Below are 17,535 nucleotides of genomic sequence, written 5' to 3'. Positions count from 1 at the left end.
CTCTTTTAATGAACAATCTGCCCCGCTTCTTCCCCCGCCTCACGGGCCATTCGCTGCGCAATAATGCTTGCCGCAATCAATTGCAAAGCATGGTAAATCATGATCGGAAGCAACATTAACCCCGCCTGCGGACCCGGAAAGAGCACTTTCGACATGACAGCGCCCTGCACAAGCGACTTTTTAGATCCGCAAAAAACCGCAGTTACACGATCCTCCCGATTGAAATGCAACAGGTTGCTGATAAATGTGAGCAGGAAATAAATCCCAAAAAACAGCGTCAGCATTCCTATCCCTAAAAATACAATTTCTTTTAATCCGAGCGACGTAAACAAATGCTCGCCGAAAGATTCACAGAAAGAAGTGTAAACAATAAGCAAAATGGATGATTGATCGAAATAGCGGATATATTTTTTGTTTTTTTCTGCAAATCCACCCCATCTTTTATTCAAAAAAATCCCTGCGAACACCGGAATTAATACTTGTAGGGACAACTTTCCGACTACCGAAAGCAAATTGAAATGTTGCGGCCCAGTGTCCATCACCAAACCCATCCAAAGCGGTGTAACAAGAACGCCGATCAAACTTGAAATGCTTGCATTAAAGATCGCGGCCGGAATGTTGCCCTTTGCAATGGAAACCATGACCACGGATGACGAAACCGTTGAAGGAAGGGCAGTTAGGAAGAAAATTGCGAGCCATAATGTCTGACTTTCATCGGTTTTGAAAAATGAGCGAAAGGCCAGTGCCAGCACCGGGAACAGGATGAAAGTGGACAAATGCACCATTACGTGCAACTTCCAGTTTACCAGACCAGCCTTTAACTTTTTAGGACTTAACCGCAATCCGTAAAAAAAGAAAATGATCGAAACGGCGAAAGTCGAAATATCGGAAAGGGGCACCGGACTTTCTTTCATGCCCGGATATGGCCAAAGCCAGGCCAGGAAAATCATGGCCAGCAGGGCCAGCATGAATCCGTCGAGTCCCGCTTTTTTGGCTGTATCAAATATTTTATTCATCTATTTCCAACATCGTTCCTTCACAAAGAAGGGGAAAAGTTTGACTTAAAAACCGTTCTCAGGTAGAATATTTTGCGACATTGCTTTGTGAACAGGACGCTTTCAAACGGGATAATATGTGTTCAATGATTAAGAAATGGATGATTTCAGGATTTATAAGTTTAACGTGTATGTCCGCTTCGCAGGCACAATGGAAGCTCGTTTGGGCTGATGAATTTGACAAAAACGGACCGCCTGATCCTGCAGTCTGGCAGGCAGAAAATGGTTTTACAAGAAACCATGAAGCGCAATGGTTTCAGCCGCAAAATGCTTACTGTAAGAATGGTTTTCTGATCTTGGAAGCAAAAAAAGAGCGTGTCAAGAATCCAAAATACGTTGCGGACAGCAAAGATTGGAAAGAGAACCGGGAATTTGCAGAATACACTTCGGCCAGCATTATCACGCGAAATAAAAAGAGTTTCAAATACGGCCGCTTTGAGATGAAAGCCAAAATAGACACGCGCTCAGGCTTATGGCCGGCTTTCTGGACATTAGGAGAAAAAGGCGAATGGCCTGATAACGGGGAGATTGACATTATGGAATTTTACCGGGGCATGTTGCTCGCCAACCTTGCGTGGGGCTCGTCGGAGCGTTATAAACCAGTTTGGAACTCGGTAAAATTGCCGGTTAAGGAGTTCAATGATCCCGAATGGTCACAAAAATTCCATGTGTGGCGGATGGATTGGGACGAAAACTTTATCCGCTTATATGTGGATGACAAGCTGATCAACGAGCAGGATCTGGATAAGGCAACCAATTCAAAACAGACTGCGATGCACCCGTTCCGGCATCCGCATTACATTTTGTTGACGCTCGCGTTAGGTGGCGATAATGGCGGCGATCTGACCAGCACGACATTTCCTGCGAAATTTGAAATCGATTACGTGCGGGTTTATCAAAAAGAATAATCTTATCGGGTAACCAGATCCGGTTTCAGCGAGCGGAAGCTTTTCTTCACTTTTCTAGACTGCTTATTCCGTCTGCCCCACCAGATGATAGTTCCCGTTACAGGCAAACTTGCGCATATTAAGCTGGCCAGAAAAACGATGATCTTGCCAGGAAGTCCCAGAATGGCCCCGACGTGAATGTCGTAGTTCATTCTGCGCAGCTTATTGGCAAAATCTGCGTCCTTATAACGCCCGGAATAAGGTCCGGTTGTTTTGATTTGTTTAAGGGAATATTGGTCAAAATAATTGTAATCGACTGTATAATAAGTCCCTGCTCTGAAATTTACAAAGGAAAATATAGACTCCGATTTCAAATGCGGGATTGAAATGTTAAGGCCCTCATTCTTCGGATATTCTTTCATTAACGAACTCCAAACTTTATCCACAGCCGTAATTGGCGTGAAAGTGCCTACTTGCAATGTTGAATCAGAGGCCGGACTGTAATATTCAGCCGGTCCTTTCCCGCCTGTTACTGTGTAAAGTCCCTGCGAAAACCATTTGAATCCCCAAACAAGCCCGGTAAAACCAAGTAAAAAGCCGATTGACAAAACATAAAAACCAAAAACATTGTGCAGATCGTAATTTTTTCTGCGCCATGCCGCGTCCCATTTGATGGAAAAACGCTGTTTTGCAGCTGACTTGTTTTTAGGCCACCATAACACCAATCCACTGATGAGCATCACCAAAAATATCAATGTGGACGATGCAACAACGGTTTGCCCGATCTCTGCCGGGAGCCATAAATAGTAATGCCCGTGTAAGATAAAGTGAAAAAAGTCATCGTCTTCATTCCAGACATGCTTAACCTCGGCCGTGTAGGGATTGACATAGACGACATAATAATATTCAGGAACTGCGTTGTAAAAACCAATTTCCGCATTGCGTGTGGGAACTCCGTAAAGGATGCTATTGGCCTTCTTGCCTGGAAGCGCTTTTTCGGCACTGGCTTGCAAAACCGATGGCGGCAAAACTTTCGCATTGGCTGGCGGCTCCACGAACCGGTAAGGCTGCGTCACATTTTTGATTTCCTGCTCAAAAGCCAGAATGCAGCCAGTTATGGCCACCATAAATACAACAATTCCCGAGACTAGCCCAAGGTAAAGATGCAGCTTCCCGATCAGTTTTTTCATCAATACGCCAGTTCGCAATTACTATTTAGACTCAATCAAAATACTAATGTAATGCGAACATTTCGTAAAACAAGAAGTCGCGCCGCATTAGGAGCAGAATTTCTTTATTTACCGCGATTCTGCATTGACAATCAAAAGTGTTGAGGCTCCTTTTAGCGGAAAAAAAATCGTAATTTTGCGCTCTTAAAAATCCCGGTTGGTGTTAATAATACATTGCATTTACATTACAAGGCTAATAGCGGAGCGCTAAAAGCCACAGCACATATGAAATACAACGAATATAAAAATCTGAGTTATCCGCAAATAGGAGACGAAGTTCTGAAATTCTGGAAGGACAAAAAGATCTTTGAAGCATCGGTTGAAACGCGTGAAGGTGCTCCTTCATTCACATTCTATGAAGGGCCGCCATCTGCAAACGGAACGCCTGGCATTCACCACGTTATGGCTCGTTCGATCAAGGATATTTTTTGTCGTTACAAAACATTACAGGGTTTTCAAGTCAAAAGAAAAGGAGGCTGGGACACGCACGGACTTCCTGTTGAATTGCAGGTTGAGAAGGAACTCGGCATTATCAAAGACGACATTGGAAAAACCATTTCCGTTGAAGATTACAACGAAAAATGCCGCCAGACGGTGATGAAATTTACGGATCAATGGAATGACCTGACCGAGAAAATGGGTTATTGGGTTGATCTGGAAGATCCTTATATCACTTACAAAAGCGAATACATCGAAAGCCTTTGGAACCTGCTTAAAAAGCTGTATGACAAAGGATTACTATACAAAGGTTACACCATTCAGCCTTACTCGCCCGCAGCCGGAACCGGACTTTCGTCTCATGAACTGAACATGCCGGGGACTTACAGGGACGTGAAGGATACGACGATTGTGGCCATGTTCAAGGTGACTAAGCCTGAGACTTACCAAGTCTTTTCAGACTTGGTAAGTCTGCAAAGTTTGGACATCCGCATCCTCGCTTGGACAACCACGCCATGGACGCTTCCTGCGAACTCGGCTTTGACGGTCGGTGCTAACATCAATTATGTTCTGGTGAAAACCTTTAATCCATACACGCACGCGCCAGTCGCGGTGGTTTTGGCAAAGGATCTGGTTTCAAAATATTTTTCCGAAAAAGGCCATGACGGCGATTTTGAAGGTTACGAAGCCAGCGACAAAAAGCTGCTTCCCTGGACAATCCTGAAAGAATTCAAAGGAAAAGATCTGGAAGGCATTGAATACGAACAATTGCTGCCTTACGTGCAACCGGCCACACGTGCATTCCGCGTAATTTTGGGTGACTTTGTGACCACAGAGGACGGAACGGGCGTTGTGCATACTTCACCGACATTCGGCGCGGATGACTTCCGGGTGGCGCAAGCCAATGGAATTCCTGCGATTATGGTGAAAGATGAAACAGGCAAAGATGTGCCGATTGTGGATCGCCAAGGCCGGTTTGTAAAAGAAATCACAGATTATGCAGGCCGGTTTGTAAAGCCCGAATATTATTCTGACGAAGAGCAAAATGACCCGGAATTCCGCGCGACTGACGTCTTGATCGCGATCAGGTTGAAAGAGGAAGGCAAAGCATTTAAAGTTGAAAAATACGAGCACCCTTACCCGCATTGCTGGCGTACAGACAAGCCAGTTTTGTATTATCCGCTCGACAGCTGGTTTATCAAAACCACGGACATGAAGGATCGTTTGGTGGAATTGAACAAAACCATCAACTGGAAGCCCGAAAGCACCGGGACGGGCCGTTTTGGCAACTGGCTGGAAAACCTGGTCGACTGGAACCTGTCGCGCTCGCGTTACTGGGGAACGCCTCTGCCGATCTGGCGCAGCGAGCACGGCGACGAGATCTGCATTGGCTCAATCGAGGAATTGAAGGATCAATTGGAAGAAGCATTGCTTTCGGAACATTTGACGAGGGAGCAGGCCGCTAACAATTCGGCTTATTTGTTAAAACTTGAAAACGGCGATTACGACCTGCACAGGCCATATGTCGATAACATTGTGCTGGTCTCGAAAAAAGGCCACGTCATGCATCGTGAGCCGGATCTGATCGATGTTTGGTTTGATTCGGGTGCGATGCCTTATGCGCAATGGCACTATCCGTTTGAGAATCAGGAGATTTTTAACCAAAGCTATCCCGCAGATTTTATCTCGGAAGGCGTGGATCAAACCCGCGGCTGGTTCTTCACTTTGCACGCCATCGCCGGATTATTGTTTGATTCGGTCGCATTCAAAAATGTCGTTTCAACAGGTTTGGTTTTGGATAAAAATGGCAACAAGATGTCCAAACGTCTTGGTAATGCGGTTGATCCGTTTGCAACACTGTCAAAATTCGGCCCGGACGCCACGCGCTGGTATATGATCACCAATGCGGAGCCTTGGGATAACCTGAAATTCAACATTGACGGCATTGGTGAAGTGCAGCGCAAGTTTTTCGGAACACTTGTGAACACTTATAACTTCTTTGCTTTATATGCTAACCTGGATGGTTATGAATTTCACGAAGCTGTTTCTGTACCCATTGAAAAGCGCACGGAGCTAGACCGCTGGATCTTGTCAAAGTTGAATACATTGGTAAAAGAAGTCGGCGAGCAGTTTGATGACTATAATCCAACAAAAGCTGGCCGACTGGTTCAGGATTTTGTCACGGATCAGCTTTCAAACTGGTATATCCGCCTCAACCGTCGCCGTTTCTGGAACCCATCGCAGGATTCGGGCGAAGGCTTAACAGAAGATAAACAAGCTGCTTACGAAACATTGCAGCATTGCTTAGTTACAGTTTCACAATTAATGTCGCCTATCGCGCCATTTTTTGGAGAATGGTTATATAAAAACCTGACCGACGGCGACCGTGCGGCTTCGATTGCGAATAATACAGATCATAAATACGAGTCTGTCCACTTGACTTACTGGCCAAAAATTGAAACCGAGGTTGTGGATCTTGACTTGGAAGCAGCAATGGAGCAGGCACAAACGATCAGCTCGCTCGTTCACTCAATCCGTAAAGGACATAAAATCAAGGTACGTCAACCATTATCGAAGATCTTGATCCCGGTTCTAAATGACAACACAAAACGTCAGATCGAGCAGGTTACGGCCATAATCTTGTCTGAGGTGAATGTTAAGCACATTGAGTTTGTGCATGACGACAGCGGGATTTTGATCAAGAAAATAAAGCCAAATTTCAAGACATTAGGACCAAAATTCGGCCCAAAAATGAAGGAAGTTGCCGCAGCAATTTCCGCCATGGACGAAGCTGCGATTAAGGAAATCGAGCGAAATGGCTTAATCACGCTTAACGCAGCAACATCGCCCATTGAAATCGCTCTAACGGACGTCGAAATCCACGCAGAAGACGTTCCAGGCTGGTTAGTAGCCAGCGAAGGCGGCCTAACTGTAGCGCTTGACATTACAATTACAGATGATCTGCGTCTCGAAGGAATTGCGCGCGATTTTGTAAACCGTGTCCAAAACCTTCGTAAAGACAGCGGTTTCGAAGTAACAGATAAGATAAAGATCACGCTTCAAGACAACGATCAACTCCTAACCAACGCCGTAACAGCCAACAAAGATTACATCTGCCAGGAAGTGCAGGCATTGGAACTAAACCTTATCCCCGACCTCAACGGCGAAGCTAATGAGATTGAAATGGATGAGTTTTTATTGAAAGTCAAGATTGAGGTTGTTTAAATGCAGTATCAAGCATATCTAACCGAAAGCAATAAAGAAAACACCCGCTTCCAGTTCCAAAGTGTCGGGAAGCGGGGTGTTTTCGAAAAGGCCATATTGTTTACGCCCGTGACATTTGACACCTTTAACTTATCGCTTCTTGACTATAACACGGTGACGGGAAATTATGATGACTTATCTGTAACGGACAATGGAGACATGCCGGAAGTTCTTGTTACGGTAATTTCTACTATCCACCAATTTCTTGATTCCAATCCTGGTAAGAGAATTTATTTCGAAGGCAGCACGCCTACCAGAACGCGACTCTATCAAATTGCTATTTCAAAAATTTATGATCCTGAACAATCCGACCTGTTAATTAGCGGCCTTCAAGACGGTCAATGGTTTGCATTTGAACCGAATATTAATTTTGAAGGTTTTTTAGCGGAGAAAAAGCCCTAACTTTATAAAAACAGTCTTCCTAAAAAATGAAAGTGCTCGATAAAAAATCTGGGAAAACCGACAACATCACTTACAATTCGCTACTGGATAACCTTCCAATACCCCAAATAGTGTTGGAAAAAACCGAGCGAGCTCGTAAGACTCTGGAAAAATACCCTCCTCCTGGAAATTTGCACAGGAAGTAATATTCTATGCAACTACAAAACTCCACAGCAATTATCACCGGCGGAGCCTCGGGGCTTGGTGAAGCGACTGTACGGTCGTTTGTGGAATCAGGAGCGAATGTTGTTATTCTTGATTTGAATGAGGCCGCCGGGGAAGCGTTACAAGCTGAATTTTTCGATAAAATCATATTTATAAAAGCCGACGTTTCCAGTGAGGTTGATGTGCAAAACGCTGTTGACCTGGCGCTGGAAACATTTGGATCTATACAAATTGTTGTCAACTGCGCTGGCATTGCTCCGGCGCTTAAGATTGTTGGCAAAGCGGATGGCATTTATGGCCCGCATTCACTTGATCTTTTTGAAAAAACCATTAAAACCAATCTGATTGGCACATTCAATGTGATGCGGCTGGCTGCGTTTGCAATGGACAAGAATGCGCCAAATGATGAAGGCGAACGCGGTGTGATCATTAACACGGCTTCGGTTGCCGCTTATGACGGACAAATGGGTCAGGTTGCCTACGCCGCGAGTAAAGGAGCCATTGTAAGCATGACTTTGCCCGTCGCACGCGATCTTGCAAAATCCGGAATCCGCGTGATGGCTATTGCGCCGGGGCTTTTCGAAACGCCATTAATGCTCGGCTTGCCTGAGGAAGCCCGCATTTCACTAGGACAGCAAATCCCATTTCCTTCGAGACTAGGCAGACCTTCTGAATATGCATTGCTTGCCAAATCCATTGTTGAAAATCCGATGCTCAATGGTGAAGTGATTCGCCTGGATGGGGCGATTAGAATGAGTCCGCGATGAAAGAAAAACGGGTCATAGGAAACGGAAATTCAATGTGGCGGTGGCTGCTTCTAGCATTTTTGCTAACAAGCATTGTTGCACAAAATTTTGCAGAACCGCGGTCTGTTTATCGAATTGAGGAGGTTATTTCTGCTGCAAAAGTCGAAGAGAGAGCACCGAAAATCGCAGCACTTTCTCATTCTTTTACGGGTTTTGACAAGCTAACAGTTCATTTCAAAAGTCGGAACTTGCAATGCGAGCAATTCATTTTTCTTTCCCAAAAACTTCATTTAAAAACTGCATTAGCGGTTTCCCTTGCTCCTGACTTGCTGCACATTGTCATGCGCGCGACTGGTCAATTTCTCAAAAACAGATCTTTCTCTTCGGAAGAACCATTTCATTTCCCTTGCTAAACGCATCTGATGCCTGTCAGATGATCATGTGCCCCTTTCCGCAGAGGACTGGGTTTCCCGTTTTTCATTAATCAGCAAATGGAATGGAAAAGATATTTTCAGCCGCGAAAAAATGGCTTACGAGGCTTGCTATGGCCTACATGCTTGGTTTTGCCAATGCAATCAATCAAGAAACGAAGACAATAGACGACACATTTTTCAAAACGGAAGAAGTGCAAAAGGACAAGATGGATTAGCATTGGAAGTGGCCTCAGACCATCCGAATGCCAATGTCTGTGTAAATTTTGAACGCTTCCTTATCTGCCGGCTGGTCGGTTATAATTGCCGTTAACTGCTCAGCCGGGCAGATAAAATAGGTTTCCGCAGTGGCTAACTTCTCAACAGATGCAAGTGCGATCACCTCTTTTGAACATTCAACCATAACACGTTTCACTTCACTTTCTTCATAGTTTGGCCCGGTTACGCCGAGGTGCGAATGAATGCTGCAGATCCCAAGCAGGCACACATCAGCACGGAATTTTTTCAAAAACTGGATCGTATCATTGCCAATAGTGACAAATGAATCCTTCAATAACCGACCGCCGGCAAACAGGACTTCAACGTGTTCGTGCTCTTCCAGGATGGACGCGATTGGAAAACTATTGGTTACCACCGTCAGCCGAATGTCTTTCGGAAGCGATTTGGCAATGAGCACGGCCGACGTGCCTCCGTCAAAAATAACGAGCTGATCGTCTTTCAAGAAACTCAGCGCCTTTTTTGCAATGATTTGCTTCTGCTCATTATCATGCAAAATTCTGTCACGGAAATGATGCGGCCCGGGCGAATGCGGCACTGCTCCTCCCCTAACGGATTTCAGAAGTCCCTGATCTGCAAGCTCTTTAATGTCTCTTCGAACTGTGTCCTCGGAAACATTCAACAATGTGCTTAGCCCGGCCAGGTAAACTTTCTGATCATTGTTAAGTCGATCCAATATGAGCTGAAACCTTTCTTCTTTTAACATTGCTACCTGGCGTTTTATGTAAAAATAGAAACTAATAATAAATAATATCGCAAAATATTGCAGATAAAATTTACATTTGTTGCATGAAGTTGCAAGATAAAGTTTAATAATTTATGAAAAAGTCGATTGCCATTGACATGGATAATGTCATCGTTGATATTGAAACAAATTGGATCAATTGGTATGAAAAGGAGTTTGGCGTCAGAATCCCCAAAGAAGATTTACTAGGCGTTCCGGAAGATGACGCTTTCCCCAATCCCGCTGCCGCGAGGAGTCTTATTTACAAAACGGGCTTTTTCCGCCACGCGCCAATGATTGAAGGAGCTGCTGAGGCTGTACGAAAATTGCAGGAAAACTATGACATTTTCATCGTATCCGCAGCTATGGAATTCCCAAATTCACTCATTGAAAAACACGATTGGCTCAACGAACATTTGCCATTCATATCCTGGAAAAACATCGTTTTCTGCGGCGATAAGAGGGTCATCGACACTGATTATCTGATCGACGATCACCTGAAAAACCTCGATTTCTGCAAAGGAATGCCCATTCTCTTTACGGCAAGTCACAACATTAACGTCACCAAACACACGCGGGTTAATAGTTGGGAGGAAGTGCTGGCAATGCTGACAGGTGAACTAGCAAATTAATGGAAGAAGTTTAATTTTTTGTATTTTAGAATGAGATTAGCAAAACGTCAAACGAATAAAGCTATGGTTTCTATAAATATCTCAGTGGATCAGCTCATTGAAGTGATTAATGGCATGGATGAGGTTGAAAAAATTCAAATTAAAAATGCGCTTGAAGAAGATTTTGTCGTTTCGGACGAAGCAAGAGCTGAACTTTTGAAACGTAAAAAGGAATTTCTCGAAGGCAATATAACTTCTAAACCATGGTCGGATGTAAAAGCCCGTTATGAGTCAATATAGCATTGAAATTTTAAAGCCGGCGGAAATTGAATTTTCTCAGGCTTACGATTGGTATGATGAGCAGTTGGTCGGTTTAGGCAGAAAGTTCTTCAAAGAAATCTCAAAATATCTCTCCTCAATCTCTGAAAATCCATACAAGTTCGCTGCCAAATATGACAACGAACTGCATTTCGCACCATTAAAGGTTTTTCCTTACGTGATTGTTTACTGGGTCGATGAAACATTAGAAACTGTGTTCATAGTTTCTATTTTTCATACCAGTCGAAACCCTAAGCAATTCTACTAAGCCGCCACCTTCGCCCGCTCTTTCAATTGCATGAGCTCGTCTCTTAACCTGGCTGCTTCCAGGAAGTCCAGATCCTTGGCGGCGGTTTCCATTTTTCGCTGGGTTTCGGAGATAAGTTTTTGAAGATCGTTTTTACCCATATATTGGACAATCGGATCGGCGGCAATGCGAACCTCGGTTGGCTCTACATAAACTTTGCGGACTTTGGAATCGGCGACAGAGGTTTGCTCCATGATGGCCTCTTTGGATTTCAAAATGGTTTTGGGCGTAATGCCATTCTCTGCATTGTATTCAAGCTGAATACTCCTTCTCCTATTTGTCTCATCAATAGCAAGTTGCATGGAACCGGTCATCACATCGGCATACATAATTACTTTTCCACGATCATTTCGCGCTGCGCGGCCAATGGTTTGGATCATCGAACGTGTGTCGCGCAAGAATCCTTCTTTATCGGCATCCATAATGGCAACGAGCGAAACCTCCGGCAAATCGAGCCCTTCACGAAGCAAATTCACGCCAACCAACACATCAAAAATCCCTAACCTGAGCTCTCTTAAAATTTCAACACGATCCAGCGTCTTCACTTCTGAATGTATATAGCGACATTTGACGCCCACCCGTTCCATATATTTGCTCAACTCCTCGGCCATTCTTTTCGTAAGCGTCGTTATCAGAACACGATCACCCATAGCAATGCGTTTGTTCGTTTCTTCGAGCAAATCGTCTATTTGATTCAGGCTTGGCCTAACTTCAATTTCAGGATCAAGCAAGCCGGTTGGTCGAATAATCTGCTCAACGACAACGCCTTCGGATTTCCTAAGCTCATAATCAGCTGGCGTGGCGCTCACAAAAATGGTTTGCGGCGTCATGTCTTCAAATTCCTGAAAGGTTAATGGTCTGTTGTCCAATGCAGATGGCAAGCGGAAACCATATTCCACCAACTGCTCTTTCCGCGAACGGTCGCCGCCCCACATTGCGCGGATCTGCGGCATAGTCACGTGACTTTCGTCCACGACCATTAAAAAATCATCCGGAAAATAATCGAGCAGACAAAATGGCCGTTCTCCGGGCAGGCGGCGGTCAAAATAACGCGAATAGTTTTCAATTCCTGAGCAATAACCCAGCTCACGCATCATTTCCATATCAAACTCCGTGCGCTCTTTAACCCTTTCGGCTTCTGCTAGCCTGCCTTCTTTGGTAAAATAATTGATCTGCATGACCAGATCATCCTGAATTTCCTTGATGGATTGGGTCAAAACATCTCTTCCCGTCACAAAAAGATTGGCAGGAAAAATGGCGATTGCGCGTTCGGAGGAAATCTTCTTGCCGGTCTCCGGTTCAATGCGCTGAATTTCTTCAATTTCATCTCCAAAAAATATGATCCGATAAGCAAAATCTGCATAACCCGGAAACACATCGACTGTGTCACCTTTTACACGGAATGTTCCGCGATTGAATTCCAGCTCCGTGCGGCTGTAAAGGATTTCAACCAAACGAAAAAGAAACTGATTCCGACTAACAATGTCACCGAGTTTGGCACTGACAATGCTCTTCTTATATTCGTTAGGATTGCCAGCACCATAAATGCATGAAACAGAGGCCACAACAATCACATCACGCCTGCCGCTCATGAGCGACGAAACAGTGTGTAAGCGCAGCTTTTCAATCTCCTGATTGATCTGCAAATCCTTTTCAATGTACGTGTTGGTGCTCGAAATGAAAGCTTCCGGCTGATAATAGTCGTAGTAACTAATAAAATATTCTACGGCATTCTGCGGGAAGAATTGCTTAAACTCCCCGTAAAGCTGGGCAGCAAGCGTTTTATTGTGACTTAATACGAGTGTAGGTTTCTTAACTTGCTTCACCACATTGGCAATGGTGAATGTCTTGCCAGAGCCCGTTACGCCCAAAAGCGTCTGGGCTGGTTCTCCGGCTTCGATTCCTTGTACAAGTTGTTGGATAGCAACAGGCTGATCTCCTGTTGGCTGGTATTCTGAGGTTATTTCAAAGTCCATAACGAAGTGTAAGCATCATAAAGATAACGCATTTCAAAGATAGAATAGTTCTTTGAAATGCGTTCTCGAATCGTGCTACACCTGTTCCGTGAGTGCTTCTTTTGCGTTTTCGACAGCTTTCTTTTCTTTCCAATGTTGCCAGCCCAAGCCGAGCAATTTGGTCATGCTTCTATCCACAAACGTATGACGCACAAGGTTCATACCGCCGCGAACTGCTGTAAAAATGGAATTGTTCGCACGCAGTGCGAGACTGAAACCGCCGTCGACATAACGGATATAATGCCACCAAAGGGAAGGAATAAAAATCGTTTCACCGTGCAGCAATGTGGTTTCGTGTCCCACCGCACCCTTCAATGCCGGGAATCGCTCGTAATCCGGATTGATCGGGTCCACTTTGCTCATTACCGTGAACGGATGATGATATAGTCTCCTGCTTTCTTCTGGCGAAAACAAAATAACCTGCTTGCGGGTCTGAAACTGCGTTAAGAACACATTGGAGCAATCCATATCGTAATGGAGGCTGGTAATTGAGCCTTGTCCACCAAAAAATACAAATTTGTAGGATTTCAAAAAGCCATCCATGATCGTCGGAAAACGAATGTCGTTAGCCAATTCGGGTGCTTTTTTGAATATATCAAAAAGGAAAATTCGCAAATCGGTCGGGCCGCCCTGAATGAGTTCCAGATAATCGCCAAACTTCATCGTTTTTGCGATTTGAAAATACTTATCGGCGTCATGCAAATGGTTATCCACCAGCGGGACATCAATATTGCCATGATTTTCACGAAGCCACTCGAATGTCCATTTCTGAACTGCCGGCCAGTCTTTTGCCAAATCGGTAAATACAACCGGACGACTTGGTTTTAAATAATTTTCAATGAATTCTTCACGGGTAAGGCCGCTTCGTTTCTCTATGGGCACTAATTTCATGTCAGAAACTGAGTAAATGGTAATCGACTATGGAAATGCTAATCAGCAGAATTCTTTTCTAACAACGGATGACAGCGAATAATTCTAAAATTTTATGAATCTTAGTTGTATCAAATGTATTAAAGAGATTTCAAAAATATAAATTTCTAACGTCACGAGAACAACGCAGCTAATATATAGAATTAGTGGAATGCTCATTTTAAACGGTTGCAATGAAATATTTTACCATACCACCATCTCCTGCGCTTGCAAAATACGTAAGATTTTTTTGGGTGCTCGAACATGAGGTCGGGTCGGGTAAACCATACATTCACCGGACCATGGCTGACGGTTGCGCAGAGCTTATTTTTCATTACAAAGGCCGTTTTGATGAGTTTGTGGCGAATGACAAGACAGAGTCATCGTTTCATTCCGGCATACATGGCCAGTCGCAATATTTCAGAAGATTTGTCATTCAGGAGGATTTTGGAATTTTCGGAGTTTACCTGTATCCGTTTGCAATTCCAGTTCTTTTTGGCATGCCTTCAACCGAACTTACGGATCAAATGCCCGACATTCAAACTTTTCTGGGCAAGAAGGAAAATGGCTTGGAGGAGCGCATGATGCTGGCAAAAGATCACATAGAGCGCGTTGCCGTTATTTCAGGATTTTTGGAGTCCTTACTGATGAGAAATATGGCGGCTGAACCTGCGGTTTTCTCAGTCATCCATGACATTATAAGAAATAACGGGCTGACTAATGTGCAGCGGCTTGCAGAACAAAGTTTTCTATCGACGAGGCAATTTGAACGCAAATTCAAGGCATTTTCTGGTTTCAGTCCCAAACTTTATCTGCGGATCATTAGATTTCAGCATGCGCTGGATGCATATGGAAGCAAAGACAAATCGCTGACGGAGATTGCTTATGAATGCGGATATTACGATCAATCTCATTTTATCCATGATTTCAAAGCATTTTCCGGACAGCATCCGCGCTTCTATTTTTCGGGCAAAACGGAAGGAAGTGAATATAGAGACGCTTGATGTCGTGTTTTTCCAATTTCGGGCTTTGCCGCTCCTTTACATTTGCTAAAACTTCAAAACAAAAATTATGAGCACTGTAAAAATCCCCAACGGCCACCAAGCTGTAATGCCTTATCTTATGCTTGACGGAGCCTCGAAATTCAAAGATTTTACGACCAATGTGTTTGCCGGCGTGATCACGCAAACGCATTATCAGGAGGATGACGCGAATGCGATCAAGCACAGCGAGGTGCGCATAGGAGAAAGCACGATCATGTTTTGCGACAGTCGCGGCGAGTGGCCAGCCCAGCCTGCCAACCTGTTTGTGTATGTCGATAATGCTGACGACACTTTTCAAAAAGCACTGAGCGAGGGCGCGACCAGCGTAATGGAACCCGCCGACCAGGATTACGGCCGCAGCTGTGGCGTTAAAGATCCTTGCGGCAATGTTTGGTGGATCACATCTGTTCTTTGACCATGATTAATTATAACAACAAAATTTTTGTCCCGCTTTCCAACTCGGAAAACGGCGAGGTTGACCTTTCGATGCAATTTGTTTACAAACAAAACGGCAACATTGTCACCTCAACTTATTCCGGCGGCAGAATCCAAACGGGCCATTTGATCGCATTGGTGGATGAAAACGGGAACCTCGACATGCGTTACCACCAGGTGAATGACAAAGGCGAGATTACGACGGGCATTTGTAAATCGACGCCTGAGCAACTTGCGAACGGGAAAATCCGTATGCATGAAAAATGGCGGTGGACTTCCGGTGATCAATCGGAAGGAGAATCGCTTTTGGAAGAAATTTAACTGCATTAATCGTTATTGAGTGTTATGAAAACCAGTTTGAGATTGCTTGCCCTACTGCTCGTTTTAATCGAATGCAGCCTCAGTTTCGCGCAGACCTCCAAAGTCATTTCAGGTTCCACCGATTTTAGTGTGAAATATGTGCTGGGCACTTGTGAAGGAACATTTGATGCACCAAAAGGAACGGCAATTTTCAGCGAAAAATCACTCGAAAACGCTTCTTTTGACCTGGACATCGCGGCTAACACATTCAAGACGGGCAATAACTCGCGGGATAAGGACATGAAAAGCGACAAATATTTTTATGTTGAGAAATATCCCAATATCAATTTCAAGTCTTCCAAAGTGGAGAAGAAAAACGGGAAGTATGAGGCAACCGGTAAAATGACTATCCGCGATGTGACCAAAACGGTAACCCTGCCATTTGAAGCAAAAAAAAACCCGGATGGCACTTATGCACTTTCAAGCACATTTGAAATCAATCGGCTTGATTACAAAATTGGAACGAAGGACTGGAAATTGAAGGATGTCGTAATAGTCAGCTTAAAGGCGATTATCAAGTAAACGTTCATGGATTTTAAAGACTTGCTCAGCTCAGAAGGGCTGGGCTTTTTATTGTCTTATTCAGAATGCTGTGGGAAATACATTCTGCAATTTTCACAAAAAATTAAAAATTAGAAGCTGATCTTACGTACAAAAGTTATCTTGGCGCTATCAATTTTGTCACCAAAGACTTGCAGCAAGACAACGAAAACATGAGCTCAGAAATAATCGTAATAAACGACCTTAATGCAAACACGCAACCTTATGCCTATTTCAGTTTGGCCAAAGGAAAAGATGTGTCAGCCAGCGAGGCGAAAACTGTAAATTGGGACATTGCATTCAGCAAAACGACCATTGCAATCAACAGCGGCAGCAGCGGACCGGGTCAGGCAGGCGCATTGATGGTTCAGCAGCCATTCGAAGCTGTTTTGGAAGCACCGAAAGACGGTTATAGATCAGATCAGGAAAGCGCATTTGCTATTCCGGGAGGCAGTGGAAATTCCTGGTATAAATATGACATGACCGTTCACGCGATCAGGCCGATTGGGAGCGTGACGCTTTTGATTAAAACGGTCGATGGCCGTTATGCCAAGGTTCAGATTATCAGTTATTACAAAGGTGCGCCGGAAGAATTGCCTACTGAGGAGTCCAGCTATCTTACATTCCAATATGCCTTTGCGGACGAAAACGGGAACTTTTAGTTGAAATGATAAATTGGGAAGGTTCTTGAAGCTCTCCCAATTTTTTATTTTACCGCATATTTCCAATGGCGGATTTTACCTTCTTCAAGCCATTCAACGGCTGTCGCCATGCGCCTTTCGCGCGTTGCCTCCGTTTTAGCCTCAATGATCCATTCCACATAATCCTTCCGCTGCGAATAACTGAAACCATTGAATGTTGCGAGGGCTTCTGGCGTCATTGCTTCAATAAAGTAACCGGGCACTTCGAGTTCTTTGTTGTTAACAGGCCTGGGTTCACGCTGCATTTTTACACCGCTGTCAATCAGCTGCATTGACTGGACAATAAAATCTCCCAGAGCTGACTCATCCGGCAGATCTCCCAGCTTCGTTATCCGTCCCAAGTGCCCCATAGATGCTTTTTCACCCACTGCAAGCAGGTTATTGGGATCTGATAAACGCGAGCCATGCCAAAATCCAAGCGAACAATGTTGCTTAAACGAAGCCATATTGCACAGAATGCTTCCCTTGTATTCAAAATGCGGAAAGCTCCATTTCATGGTTTCGGTCGCATCGGGACAGTAAGCATGCACGAGATCCCGCAGATAGGAAAGAATGGGAATTGCAAAATCAGCCGATTTGACAATATATGCGTCGATTCTTGGGTCGGTCTTGTCCATTGAATGCTTTATTCCGATGGTTT

General features: G+C 44.3%; 20 protein-coding genes. 14 read left to right on the top strand and 6 right to left on the bottom strand.

Annotation, left to right across the window (positions count from 1 at the left end; genetic code table 11):
- Positions 1-5 precede the first annotated feature (5 nt).
- Entirely contained in the window at positions 6-1,016 is a 1,011-nt protein-coding gene (locus LZG73_RS09090) for a bile acid:sodium symporter family protein (protein ID WP_233847899.1), read from the bottom strand.
- A gap of 170 nt (positions 1,017-1,186) precedes the next feature.
- On the opposite strand from LZG73_RS09090, the gene LZG73_RS09085 reads away from it, so the two are divergent.
- Positions 1,187-1,963: a family 16 glycosylhydrolase gene (locus LZG73_RS09085; protein ID WP_233847895.1), complete on the top strand. Its 777-nt coding sequence runs from the start codon at positions 1,187-1,189 to the stop codon at positions 1,961-1,963.
- Positions 1,964-1,965: 2 nt separating this feature from the next.
- Here the strand turns inward: LZG73_RS09085 and LZG73_RS09080 are convergent, their stop codons facing one another.
- Positions 1,966-3,132 carry a PepSY domain-containing protein gene (locus LZG73_RS09080; protein ID WP_233847893.1) on the bottom strand — a complete coding sequence of 389 codons (1,167 nt, stop codon included), beginning with the start codon at positions 3,130-3,132 and terminating at the stop codon, positions 1,966-1,968.
- 264 nt (positions 3,133-3,396) lie between these two features.
- On the opposite strand from LZG73_RS09080, the gene ileS reads away from it, so the two are divergent.
- From ileS to LZG73_RS09055, 5 genes are all read left to right on the top strand, one after another.
- Positions 3,397-6,834, top strand: a complete 3,438-nt coding sequence (gene ileS, locus LZG73_RS09075; RefSeq protein ID WP_233847892.1) for an isoleucine--tRNA ligase — start codon at positions 3,397-3,399, stop codon at positions 6,832-6,834.
- Positions 6,835-7,275, top strand: coding sequence for a DUF6934 family protein (locus LZG73_RS09070; protein ID WP_233847885.1), 441 nt, complete (start codon positions 6,835-6,837; stop codon positions 7,273-7,275).
- A 191-nt stretch (positions 7,276-7,466) separates the two neighbouring features.
- Positions 7,467-8,246, top strand: a complete 780-nt coding sequence (locus LZG73_RS09065; RefSeq protein WP_233847883.1) for a 3-hydroxyacyl-CoA dehydrogenase — start codon at positions 7,467-7,469, stop codon at positions 8,244-8,246.
- Positions 8,243-8,638, top strand: a complete 396-nt coding sequence (locus tag LZG73_RS09060; RefSeq protein ID WP_233847881.1) for a hypothetical protein — start codon at positions 8,243-8,245, stop codon at positions 8,636-8,638. Before LZG73_RS09065 ends, LZG73_RS09060 begins: the two co-directional genes overlap by 4 nt.
- 83 nt (positions 8,639-8,721) lie before the next feature.
- Positions 8,722-8,874: a hypothetical protein gene (locus LZG73_RS09055; protein ID WP_233847880.1), complete on the top strand. Its 153-nt coding sequence runs from the start codon at positions 8,722-8,724 to the stop codon at positions 8,872-8,874.
- 14 nt (positions 8,875-8,888) lie between these two features.
- Here the strand turns inward: LZG73_RS09055 and LZG73_RS09050 are convergent, their stop codons facing one another.
- Complete coding sequence (locus LZG73_RS09050) at positions 8,889-9,638, bottom strand: DeoR/GlpR family DNA-binding transcription regulator (protein WP_233847878.1); 750 nt, start codon at positions 9,636-9,638, stop codon at positions 8,889-8,891.
- A gap of 113 nt (positions 9,639-9,751) precedes the next feature.
- On the opposite strand from LZG73_RS09050, the gene LZG73_RS09045 reads away from it, so the two are divergent.
- Genes LZG73_RS09045 through LZG73_RS09035 form a run of 3 tightly spaced genes read left to right on the top strand, consistent with a single transcriptional unit; the run spans position 9,752 to position 10,853 of the window.
- Positions 9,752-10,288, top strand: coding sequence for a 5' nucleotidase, NT5C type (locus tag LZG73_RS09045; protein ID WP_233847876.1), 537 nt, complete (start codon positions 9,752-9,754; stop codon positions 10,286-10,288).
- Between the two features lie 30 nt (positions 10,289-10,318).
- Entirely contained in the window at positions 10,319-10,567 is a 249-nt protein-coding gene (locus LZG73_RS09040; protein WP_233847874.1) for a hypothetical protein, read from the top strand.
- Complete coding sequence (locus LZG73_RS09035) at positions 10,554-10,853, top strand: type II toxin-antitoxin system RelE/ParE family toxin (RefSeq protein ID WP_233847872.1); 300 nt, start codon at positions 10,554-10,556, stop codon at positions 10,851-10,853. Before LZG73_RS09040 ends, LZG73_RS09035 begins: the two co-directional genes overlap by 14 nt.
- Here the strand turns inward: LZG73_RS09035 and uvrB are convergent.
- Positions 10,850-12,868, bottom strand: a complete 2,019-nt coding sequence (gene uvrB, locus LZG73_RS09030; RefSeq protein ID WP_233847871.1) for an excinuclease ABC subunit UvrB — start codon at positions 12,866-12,868, stop codon at positions 10,850-10,852. The genes LZG73_RS09035 and uvrB overlap by 4 nt on opposite strands.
- 75 nt (positions 12,869-12,943) lie before the next feature.
- Complete coding sequence (locus LZG73_RS09025; protein WP_233847868.1) at positions 12,944-13,798, bottom strand: cupin-like domain-containing protein; 855 nt, start codon at positions 13,796-13,798, stop codon at positions 12,944-12,946.
- A gap of 212 nt (positions 13,799-14,010) precedes the next feature.
- On the opposite strand from LZG73_RS09025, the gene LZG73_RS09020 reads away from it, so the two are divergent.
- The 5 genes from LZG73_RS09020 (at position 14,011) to LZG73_RS09000 (ending at position 16,856) form a co-directional block, all read left to right on the top strand.
- Positions 14,011-14,820: a helix-turn-helix domain-containing protein gene (locus LZG73_RS09020; RefSeq protein WP_233847866.1), complete on the top strand. Its 810-nt coding sequence runs from the start codon at positions 14,011-14,013 to the stop codon at positions 14,818-14,820.
- Between the two features lie 67 nt (positions 14,821-14,887).
- Positions 14,888-15,274 (top strand): glyoxalase/bleomycin resistance/extradiol dioxygenase family protein, encoded by a 387-nt coding sequence (locus LZG73_RS09015; protein WP_233847864.1) that lies wholly within the window; start codon positions 14,888-14,890, stop codon positions 15,272-15,274.
- 2 nt (positions 15,275-15,276) lie between these two features.
- Positions 15,277-15,615 carry a n-acetylglutamate synthase gene (locus LZG73_RS09010; protein ID WP_233847862.1) on the top strand — a complete coding sequence of 113 codons (339 nt, stop codon included), beginning with the start codon at positions 15,277-15,279 and terminating at the stop codon, positions 15,613-15,615.
- A 24-nt stretch (positions 15,616-15,639) separates the two neighbouring features.
- Entirely contained in the window at positions 15,640-16,176 is a 537-nt protein-coding gene (locus tag LZG73_RS09005) for a YceI family protein (protein ID WP_233847860.1), read from the top strand.
- A gap of 191 nt (positions 16,177-16,367) precedes the next feature.
- On the top strand, positions 16,368-16,856 hold the full coding sequence (locus tag LZG73_RS09000) for an HmuY family protein (protein WP_233847852.1): 489 nt from the start codon (positions 16,368-16,370) through the stop codon (positions 16,854-16,856).
- Between the two features lie 44 nt (positions 16,857-16,900).
- On the opposite strand, the gene LZG73_RS08995 is transcribed toward LZG73_RS09000, so the two are convergent.
- A complete protein-coding gene (locus LZG73_RS08995; protein ID WP_233847850.1) occupies positions 16,901-17,512 on the bottom strand; it encodes a DUF1801 domain-containing protein in 612 nt (203 codons plus the stop codon).
- Positions 17,513-17,535: the final 23 nt, after the last annotated feature.

Source organism: Dyadobacter sp. CY326 (assembly GCF_021390515.1).
In the GTDB taxonomy this organism is placed as follows: Bacteria; Bacteroidota; Bacteroidia; order Cytophagales; family Spirosomataceae; genus Dyadobacter.
This window is presented reverse-complemented; position numbering and strand designations above follow the sequence as displayed.

What these genes read in the sequence shown, in the direction of transcription:
- LZG73_RS09015 (WP_233847864.1), top strand. Translation starts at nt 14,888, where the DNA reads ATGAGCACTGTAAAAATCCCCAACGGCCACCAAGCTGTAATGCCTTAT.
- LZG73_RS09035 (WP_233847872.1), top strand. Translation starts at nt 10,554, where the DNA reads ATGAGTCAATATAGCATTGAAATTTTAAAGCCGGCGGAAATTGAATTT.
- LZG73_RS09025 (WP_233847868.1), bottom strand. Translation starts at nt 13,798, where the DNA reads ATGAAATTAGTGCCCATAGAGAAACGAAGCGGCCTTACCCGTGAAGAA.
- LZG73_RS09065 (WP_233847883.1), top strand. Translation starts at nt 7,467, where the DNA reads ATGCAACTACAAAACTCCACAGCAATTATCACCGGCGGAGCCTCGGGG.
- LZG73_RS09070 (WP_233847885.1), top strand. Translation starts at nt 6,835, where the DNA reads ATGCAGTATCAAGCATATCTAACCGAAAGCAATAAAGAAAACACCCGC.
- LZG73_RS09090 (WP_233847899.1), bottom strand. Translation starts at nt 1,016, where the DNA reads ATGAATAAAATATTTGATACAGCCAAAAAAGCGGGACTCGACGGATTC.
- ileS (WP_233847892.1), top strand. Translation starts at nt 3,397, where the DNA reads ATGAAATACAACGAATATAAAAATCTGAGTTATCCGCAAATAGGAGAC.
- LZG73_RS09040 (WP_233847874.1), top strand. Translation starts at nt 10,319, where the DNA reads ATGAGATTAGCAAAACGTCAAACGAATAAAGCTATGGTTTCTATAAAT.
- LZG73_RS09000 (WP_233847852.1), top strand. Translation starts at nt 16,368, where the DNA reads ATGAGCTCAGAAATAATCGTAATAAACGACCTTAATGCAAACACGCAA.
- LZG73_RS09005 (WP_233847860.1), top strand. Translation starts at nt 15,640, where the DNA reads ATGAAAACCAGTTTGAGATTGCTTGCCCTACTGCTCGTTTTAATCGAA.
- LZG73_RS09060 (WP_233847881.1), top strand. Translation starts at nt 8,243, where the DNA reads ATGAAAGAAAAACGGGTCATAGGAAACGGAAATTCAATGTGGCGGTGG.
- LZG73_RS09085 (WP_233847895.1), top strand. Translation starts at nt 1,187, where the DNA reads ATGTCCGCTTCGCAGGCACAATGGAAGCTCGTTTGGGCTGATGAATTT.
- LZG73_RS09020 (WP_233847866.1), top strand. Translation starts at nt 14,011, where the DNA reads ATGAAATATTTTACCATACCACCATCTCCTGCGCTTGCAAAATACGTA.
- LZG73_RS09055 (WP_233847880.1), top strand. Translation starts at nt 8,722, where the DNA reads ATGGAAAAGATATTTTCAGCCGCGAAAAAATGGCTTACGAGGCTTGCT.
- uvrB (WP_233847871.1), bottom strand. Translation starts at nt 12,868, where the DNA reads ATGGACTTTGAAATAACCTCAGAATACCAGCCAACAGGAGATCAGCCT.
- LZG73_RS09050 (WP_233847878.1), bottom strand. Translation starts at nt 9,638, where the DNA reads ATGTTAAAAGAAGAAAGGTTTCAGCTCATATTGGATCGACTTAACAAT.
- LZG73_RS09045 (WP_233847876.1), top strand. Translation starts at nt 9,752, where the DNA reads ATGAAAAAGTCGATTGCCATTGACATGGATAATGTCATCGTTGATATT.
- LZG73_RS08995 (WP_233847850.1), bottom strand. Translation starts at nt 17,512, where the DNA reads ATGGACAAGACCGACCCAAGAATCGACGCATATATTGTCAAATCGGCT.
- LZG73_RS09010 (WP_233847862.1), top strand. Translation starts at nt 15,277, where the DNA reads ATGATTAATTATAACAACAAAATTTTTGTCCCGCTTTCCAACTCGGAA.
- LZG73_RS09080 (WP_233847893.1), bottom strand. Translation starts at nt 3,132, where the DNA reads ATGAAAAAACTGATCGGGAAGCTGCATCTTTACCTTGGGCTAGTCTCG.